The following is a 4,124-nucleotide window of genomic DNA, read 5'->3' on the forward strand; positions in this document are numbered from 1 at the left end:
CGCGGGCGCACGGTCCTGCAGCGCGCGCAGTTCGCCGAGCGCCGCCGTCTGGGAGTCGAGCGCCTCGTCGGCTGCCTGACACAGCTGCAGGATCTCGATCAGCCCCTGGCGCTGGGCCGTCTCCGGCTCCGGGCTCGCGTCGCCCAGCTGCTGCTGGATCGCGAAGGCCTGGCCGAGCTGCTGCTGCGCCTGCTCGAGCGTGGCCTTGAACTCGCGGGTCGCCTCGATGCCGAACTGCGCCTCGGCGAACGCGAGTTCGTTGGCCGAGGACCGCACGTCGTTGTCGAGTGCCACCAGGGCCGAGCCGGCGCGGGTGCTCAGCTCCGCGTTGCTGACTCCGGCCCACGGGTCCGTGGGAGCCGGTGCGCCGCTCGGCTGCCGCGCCTGCGTTCCTGCGGCGTTCTTCCGGTTGCGCCGCATCACGATCACGACTCCGGCAATCAGCGCGACGATCACCACCGCGCCGACCAGCACGCCGGAGCCGCCGCCGGATGCGCCGCCGGAGCCGCCCGATCCGCCGCCCGATGTCGGAGCGGTGGTGGTCGGAGCCGCACCGGTGCCGATCTCGATCAGCGTGCCGGCCGCAGCCAGTGAGGCGCCCGTCCAGTCGCCGTCGCGCACCGCGCTCCGGGCGGCTGCCTCGATGTCGCTGACGTCGGCGTCGCTCAGCGCGGCCTCCTCCGCGACCGACAGCCCCACGTCCCGGTCCTCGACCGCGATCGCGAGCAGCAGTACGTCGGTGTTCGCGTTGGAGGCGATCGCGGTGTCATTGGCCCAGTCGACCGGCCGTTCGCCGTCGAAGGAGTCCACGTACACGGTCCACAGGTCGTAGTCGGTCTCGGCCACGACGTCGTCGGCTGCGGCCGCCAGTTCCTCGATGTGAGCCGCGGCCACCTGGTCGCTCGAGCGATCGACCACCCGCGCCGACATCACGAACGGATCCTCGGCGAGCGCCGGCGCCGCCAGCATCAGACTCGCCGCGGCCGCCACCCCCACCACGGCCAGGGCACGTCGCGCTGTGTGCATGCTCACGTGGCGATCTTCGCCGCTGACCAGCAGCGGCGCAACGCGGCGAGGCGGGCAGTCCTGCCATGGGGTGCGTGGAACCGGTACCAGGGGCCACCGGATCCCCAGCGCCCTGGGGTATTCTCACCGCCCGTGCCGAACACCCCGCCCCGTATCGCCGTGATCCAGCACGAGGAGATCGCACCGCTCGACGCACTCGGACCGGCGCTCGCCGAGGCCGAGATCCTCCTGATCCGCCCCGACGCCGGAGCGCCGCTCCCGCCGCTCTCCGAGATCGACGGACTCGTGATTCTCGGCGGGACCATGAACGTCCATGACGAGGCGACCCCGTGGCTGCCGGACGTACGCACCTACCTGAGCGACGCCGTCGAGCAGGGAGTGACGACGCTCGGTATCTGCCTGGGAGCGCAGCTGCTGGCGGTGGCGCTGGGCGGCGACGTGGAGGTGGCTGCGCCCGGCGGACCAGAGAACGGACTCATCGAGCTCCGGATGCGCCCGGACGCCGAGACCGACCCGCTGCTCGGACCGGTCGTGGCCGGGCTCGGTCGGGACGTGATCGCGCCGTCCAGCCACCAGGACGCGATCTCGGCTCTGCCGCCGGAAGCGGTCTGGCTCGCCAGCTCGCGTCAGTACCCGTTCCAGGCGTTCCGTGTGGGCTCCGCGTGGGGGTTGCAGTTCCACCCCGAGGCCGGCGAGGACCTGTTCGCTTCGTGGGAGAAGCGCCACGATGGCGACGTCGAGGCCACGCGGAGGCGCCACCGCGAGCACGCCGACGCGCTCGCCACGCTCGCCGAGACGATCGGACGCACCTTCACCGCCCTCGCCGGTGACCGCGTCACGAGCTGAGGCTCACGCCTGCGCCAGAAGGTCCTCCGCGTCCACGATCGTGTACGCGTAGCCCTGCTCGGCGAGGAACCGCTGCCGGTGCGCGGCGAACTCGGCGTCCACGGTGTCGCGGGTGACCACCGCGTAGAAGTGCGCGGTCTTGCCATCGGCCTTCGGGCGCATGATGCGGCCGAGCCGCTGCGCCTCCTCCTGCCGTGAACCGAACGTGCCCGACACCTGGATCGCGACCGAGGCCTCAGGCAGGTCGATCGAGAAGTTCGCGACCTTGCTCACCACCAGCGTGCTGATCTCGCCCTGTCGGAACCCCTCGAACAGCCGCTGCCGCTCGTTCACCGTGGTCGCTCCGGTGATCAGCGGTGCCCCGACGGCCTCCGCCAGATGCTCGAGCTGGTCGAGGTACTGACCGATCACCAGCGTCTGCTCGCCCTCGTGCTGCGCGATCAGGTGACGCACCACATCGGTCTTGGCCTTCGCCGTCGAGGCCATCCGGTACCGGTCCTCGGGCTCGGCGCTCGCGTACGCCATCCGCAGCGCGTGCGGCAGATCGAGGCGTACCTCGACGCACTCGGCCGGTGCGATCCAGCCCTGGCTCTCGATGTCCTTCCACGGGGCGTCGTAACGCTTGGGACCGATGAGGCTGAACACCTCGTCCTCGCGGCCGTCCTCACGCACCAGCGTCGCGGTGAGGCCGAGCCGGCGGCGCGCCTGCAGGTCCGCCGTCATGCGGAAGATCGGCGCCGGCAGCAGGTGGACCTCGTCGTAGAGGATCAGCCCCCAGTCACGGGCATCGAGCAACTCCAGGTGCGTGTAGACGCCCTTCAGCTTGGAGGTGAGCACCTCGAAGGTCGCGATCGTGACCGGCCGGATCTCCTTGCGGGAGCCCGAGTACTCGCCGATCTCCTCGGGCGTGAGCGTGGTGCGGCGCACCAGCTCGTCGCGCCACTGCCGTGCGCTGACCGTGTTGGTCACCAGGATCAGCGTGGTGGCCTTGGCCTCGGCCATCGCGCCGGCCCCCACGATCGTCTTGCCCGCTCCGCAGGGGAGCACCACGACGCCGCTCCCACCGTGCCAGAACGTTTCCACGGCCTCGGCCTGGTAGGGCCGCATGGACCACTCGCCGGTCTCGAGCGCGATCTCGTGCGCCTCGCCGTCGACGTAGCCGGCCAGGTCCTCGGCCGGCCAACCGAGCTTGACCAGCACCTGCTTGAGGTGGCCCCGCTCGGAGGGATGGACGACGACGGTGCTCTCGTCGATCTTCGCGCCCACCAGTCCTGCGGTCCGCTTGGACCGGAGCACCTCGGTGAGCACGGGGATGTCGGTCGCGTGCAGCACCAGCCCGTGTGTCGGGTGGCTGAGCAGCTGCAGCCGCCCGTACCGGGCCATCGTCTCGGCGATGTCGACCAGCAGCCCGTGCGGCACGGGGTAGCGGGAATACTCGAGCAGCGTGTTGACCACCTGCTCGGCGTCGTGGCCCGCAGCTCGCGCGGTCCACAACCCCAGCGGGGTCAGGCGGTACGTGTGGATGTGCTCCGGCGCGCGTTCCAGCTCCGCGAACGGAGCGATCGCCCGCCGGCAGGCGGCGGCCTGCTCGTGGTCGACCTCGAGCAGCAGCGTCTTGTCGGACTGAACGATGAGGGGTCCGTTGGGCATCCGACCATTCTCCCCCTTTCCGCTTTCAACGACGTTTCGGCCCCCGGGCTTGGACGCGCAGGGGAGGGGTCGAAACGTCGTTGAAAGCGCCTTGGGGGGTCGAAACGTCGTTGAAATCAGATCTCGAGGGCGTCGCCGGCGCGGAGCTGCACATAGGTGCCGCCGACGCTCTCGATCGCCCCGGTGATCCGTGCCTCCGAGATCCGCAGGCCGGCTTCGGAGAGCACGGCGTCGTGCATGGCGATCGCCTGCTTGGGTGCGACCGCCACCACGAAGTCCATCGCCTCGCCGATCTTCAGCCACGGGGCGCCTGCGGGGGCGGCGAGCAGCTCGACCGGCACGCCCGGTGCCTCGAGCGAGTCTCCGGGGTGGAACAGCCGGCCGTCGACCAGCACGCCGACGTTGTCGACACGCGGCAGCGTGCGGTGGATCTCGGCGTGCGTGCCTCCGAAGAACTCGAGCCGGAAGCCGCCGACCTCGCGCACGTCGCCGGGCGCGATGATCTCGACGACGTCTCCGACGTCGCTCGCCGCCACCGCGGCGGCGACGCCGGCAGGCCCGTACACGGACGCCTCCGGGCACCGTTGCCGCAGGTCGGAGAC

General features: G+C 71.1%; 4 protein-coding genes. 1 reads left to right on the forward strand and 3 read right to left on the reverse strand.

The window, feature by feature from the left end; all coding sequences use genetic code 11:
• The coding region (locus tag ACOJSN_RS21725) for a TPM domain-containing protein (RefSeq protein WP_420114573.1) at window positions 1-1,026 on the reverse strand (1,026 nt) is incomplete at its 3' end.
• A gap of 132 nt (window positions 1,027-1,158) precedes the next feature.
• On the opposite strand from ACOJSN_RS21725, the gene ACOJSN_RS21730 reads away from it, so the two are divergent.
• Entirely contained in the window at window positions 1,159-1,872 is a 714-nt protein-coding gene (locus ACOJSN_RS21730; RefSeq protein WP_420114570.1) for a type 1 glutamine amidotransferase, read from the forward strand.
• Between the two features lie 3 nt (window positions 1,873-1,875).
• Here the strand turns inward: ACOJSN_RS21730 and ACOJSN_RS21735 are convergent, their stop codons facing one another.
• Window positions 1,876-3,522 (reverse strand): DNA repair helicase XPB, encoded by a 1,647-nt coding sequence (locus tag ACOJSN_RS21735; RefSeq protein ID WP_420114571.1) that lies wholly within the window; start codon window positions 3,520-3,522, stop codon window positions 1,876-1,878.
• Between the two features lie 116 nt (window positions 3,523-3,638).
• Window positions 3,639-4,124 (reverse strand): MBL fold metallo-hydrolase (locus ACOJSN_RS21740; protein WP_420114572.1); only part of this gene is annotated, 486 nt, incomplete at its 5' end.

The organism is Pseudactinotalea sp., assembly GCF_048594945.1.
Classification (GTDB): Bacteria; Actinomycetota; Actinomycetes; order Actinomycetales; family Beutenbergiaceae; genus Pseudactinotalea.

Coding starts and splice junctions, on each gene's coding strand:
- ACOJSN_RS21735 (WP_420114571.1), bottom strand. CDS start 3,522: ATGCCCAACGGACCCCTCATCGTTCAGTCCGACAAGACGCTGCTGCTC.